General features: G+C 48.7%; 4 protein-coding genes and 2 pseudogenes. 4 read left to right on the top strand and 2 right to left on the bottom strand.

The window, feature by feature from the left end; translation table 11 throughout:
* A pseudogene (locus V7K36_RS29850) lies at positions 1-288 on the top strand (hypothetical protein); the annotation flags it as partial.
* A gap of 51 nt (positions 289-339) precedes the next feature.
* Positions 340-618: an alcohol dehydrogenase catalytic domain-containing protein gene (locus V7K36_RS29845; protein ID WP_335121263.1), complete on the top strand. Its 279-nt coding sequence runs from the start codon at positions 340-342 to the stop codon at positions 616-618.
* Positions 619-733: 115 nt separating this feature from the next.
* Here V7K36_RS29845 and V7K36_RS29840 read toward each other — a convergent pair whose 3' ends face one another.
* Positions 734-865, bottom strand: a complete 132-nt coding sequence (locus V7K36_RS29840; protein WP_335121262.1) for a hypothetical protein — start codon at positions 863-865, stop codon at positions 734-736.
* 14 nt (positions 866-879) lie between these two features.
* Here V7K36_RS29840 and V7K36_RS29835 point away from each other — a divergent pair, with 14 nt between their 5' ends.
* Both V7K36_RS29835 and V7K36_RS29830 read left to right on the top strand, forming a co-directional pair.
* Positions 880-2,517 carry an FAD-dependent monooxygenase gene (locus V7K36_RS29835; RefSeq protein ID WP_335121261.1) on the top strand — a complete coding sequence of 546 codons (1,638 nt, stop codon included), beginning with the start codon at positions 880-882 and terminating at the stop codon, positions 2,515-2,517.
* 83 nt (positions 2,518-2,600) lie between these two features.
* Positions 2,601-2,738 (top strand): hypothetical protein, encoded by a 138-nt coding sequence (locus tag V7K36_RS29830; protein WP_335121260.1) that lies wholly within the window; start codon positions 2,601-2,603, stop codon positions 2,736-2,738.
* Positions 2,739-2,810: 72 nt separating this feature from the next.
* Here the strand turns inward: V7K36_RS29830 and V7K36_RS34345 are convergent.
* Positions 2,811-2,996, bottom strand: a pseudogene (locus V7K36_RS34345) (hypothetical protein); the annotation flags it as partial.
* Positions 2,997-3,268: the final 272 nt, after the last annotated feature.

Here is a 3,268-nt window from a genome sequence, read left to right as displayed (position 1 = left end):
GAACTCGTAACCCTGGCAGTTCCAGGAGTTGGCTCACTTGTCTTAGCCACAGAAGCCGCTTCTGTGGGACTTGCGACCGGAACCTTTTATGGAGCTGTGGCAGGTGCAATCCTTGGAGGTGCGATCGGAACAAACATCTCAGACAAACAAATAAAGCGCTACCGGGAGCGGTTAGCGCAAGGAGAATATCTCATCGTGATTAAGGGAACGAACAATGAAATTCACCAGGCAGAAACGGTTCTGAAGACGCAAGGTGTTCAAGATTGGATCATCTTTGACACACTTTAACTAATGCAAAAGCATTTGCGACACAACCCTCAAATTTGAAGGAGTAACACGATGCAAGCAATTCGCGTTCATGACTATGGAGCGTTAGACGTACTGACACTGGAAACAATAGCACCCCCTGAACCCCAGCCCAATGAGGTGCTGATTCGAGTTCAGGCTGCCGGAATCAATCCAATCGATTGGAAAATTCGCTCAGGCTCTATGAAAGCGACCTTTTCAAAAAGGTGCGGCGATGTCTTTGCGCTGGATGGATATTGGCTCAACTTGGCTTTGAATTTTGGACTACTGAACGCTCGCTTAAAATCTTTCACTGATTCCCAAACTGAATAATTAATAAAAAAGCCACTACCACCGATGCCGCGATGAAACTGTGTGGTCTTCTCCAGCACACCCGGTCTTATTGAAACTCAAGTACATACAAACATGGGTGTCGGTGACAGGCCTTTCAATCTATCAACACTGCATTTATGAACTCACAAAACAAGCCACAAGCTTTTGAAATTAACAATGCTGAAGGTCGAATCAGCCAAAGCTTGGCTTCAAAAAGCGATCGCTCATTTGCAGTACTAGCTACCAAGAACAGAACTCTTTATGAACGAACAAGACAAACGGACAACAAGCAGTCTTCGTCCAGTGCTGATTGTCGGCGCAGGACCAACGGGAATGACAGCGGCGATGGAACTCTCTCGCCTCGGCGTTCCTGTCCGCATTGTAGATAAGCTGCTGTCACCTTCCACTACATCTCGCGCTCTTGCTGTGCAGACGCGCACTTTGGAACTCTTCGAGCAGCGCGGGCTGATCCAAGAGATACTCCGAATTGGCAACAAAGGCACCGCAGTTACCATCTATGGAGATGGCAAGCGCTTGGGTAAAGTACACCTTGAAGAGATCAAGAGCCGTTACAACTTCATCATCCTCATCCCTCAGTCGGAAACAGAACGCATTCTGCGGGAGCAACTGGTTCGCCAGGATGTTGAGATCGAACACGGTACAGAGATGATCGCGTTTGCTCAATCAGAGTCGTCCGCTCAGCCTGGACAGGGTGGTGTGAAGGCTGTACTCCGCAACCGTGAAGGAGAACTTGAAGAACTGGAAGCGGCTTATCTGATTAGCGCTGAAGGTTCACACAGCCTGGTTCGCCGTACCCTGAATTTGCAATTTCAGGGTAAATCCATCGACCAGAATTATGCCCTGGCAGACCTACATCTTGACGGCGATCTTCCCGATGATGAACTCTTGTTATTCACCTCTGCACATGGCTTCATGGCTGTTTTTCCAATGGGCGATCGCCACTTCCGGTTTATGGCTACCGATCCAGATCATCACGCGAACGACGAGCCAACATTGGAAAAGCTGCAAAATCTCTATGACCAGAACTCGCACATTCCTGCCCGACTGCGAGATATGACCTGGAGTTCTCGGTTTCGGATCAACAGCCGGATGCTGCACACCCTACGGGAGCGCCGCATCTTCTTTGGCGGCGATGCGGCTCACATTCATAGCCCGGCAGGTGGACAGGGGATGAACACAGGCATTCAGGACATGATCGACCTGAGTTGGAAGCTAGCTATGGTTTGGCACTGCAAAGCGGCTCCAGAGTTGCTAAACACTTACGAGGAAGAGAGACTGCCGATCATCCGTAGTATTGTGTCGAGAACAGAAGCCGCCACAGATGCGCTCAACTCCGACAGCATGATTGTGCATCAACTGATCACGCTCCTCACACCAGTTTTCCTCAACACTCATTTAGTGCAGCAGTTGAGCACTGGAATGCTCAGCGAGGTCGCTGTGAATTATCGCAAAAGCTCACTTTCCCAAACCTATCATATTCATGGCAACCTCCAGGCGGGCGATCGGATGCCAGACATGGATGTACTGAGGTGGAATCTAGATTCATTGAGTGATACCCAGCCTCGCAAAATGCGCCTTTATGAAATCATTGATCCATCGTGCTTTACTCTGCTGGTAGCAGGGGGTGAAAGTACAACCGACCTCCCTGCTACCTGGAAAGAGCAGCTCGGACCTTGGCATGGGTTTCTGAAACTGCAACGTATCGCGCCTGCCTCTACTCAACCGGAAGCAAAGATGCAATTTGACAGTGCCTTTGGCAGTAGTCAGAGCCTTTTCCTCGTGAGACCCGACTCGTATCTCGGCTTTGTTGGCAATCAGAATGCTTTACCAGCACTGACAGAATGGCTCGGTCGATGGTTTTCACCAACTGCAAGTTGATTGAATCAGTATAAATAACTTCAGGAAAGTAACTATGACCAACAACGCTACCTCAACTCAGCGCCGAAGACTGTGCCCTGCTGATGAATGACTATCATACAGGTACAATGCTGGGTGTGCAGGACATCCGACTGGATCTAGTTCTGCTCCAATGTTCTCGCACTAGCCTCGATCAGGAAAGTTCACAATCTGCCAACGGTGCTTACGGCAAGCTATGTTAATGGTTCCAATGGACCTATTATGCCCGAACTCCTCGAAATGTTTCCGACCGCACCAATGTAACTGGACAGTGCTATCGTTTGGTGTTTTCTTCCCAAGACTCGCGCTTGCCACCATCAAAGCCGTACACATCCCACGCCAGTCGCTACAACGGGGGAACCCCCGCAACGCGCTGGCTCTCTTTTTTCAATCGTTTTTACCGACTGGCTATCTGCTGCTATTGCACTTGGCTGTGCCAAACGGCCTATTTTTTCTCTTAAGCCAAGTCAGCTTAAGCTGACTAAGTACAGTTTTGCGTAAAAGCGTAGCGTTTTTAATGCAGGGGAACGCATTAACATTTTAAGGGAATGCATTGGCATTGCATTAAGACTCATTAACAAGGCAAGCCGAAGCATTAACAAGGCAAGCCGAAGCATTAACAAGGCAAGCCGACACATTTAGGACTTACGCAACTGGCACAGGGCGATCGCTATTTTATAGTATTTATGTACTATATTAAAAGTGGCATATCTAGAATGAGTTGCAGAAATTA

The organism is Nostoc sp. (assembly GCF_036919555.1).
Lineage (GTDB): Bacteria > Cyanobacteriota > Cyanobacteriia > Cyanobacteriales > Nostocaceae > Nostoc.
This window is presented reverse-complemented; position numbering and strand designations above follow the sequence as displayed.

What these genes read in the sequence shown, in the direction of transcription:
- V7K36_RS29845 (WP_335121263.1), top strand. Translation starts at nt 340, where the DNA reads ATGCAAGCAATTCGCGTTCATGACTATGGAGCGTTAGACGTACTGACA.
- V7K36_RS29835 (WP_335121261.1), top strand. Translation starts at nt 880, where the DNA reads ATGAACGAACAAGACAAACGGACAACAAGCAGTCTTCGTCCAGTGCTG.
- V7K36_RS29830 (WP_335121260.1), top strand. Translation starts at nt 2,601, where the DNA reads ATGAATGACTATCATACAGGTACAATGCTGGGTGTGCAGGACATCCGA.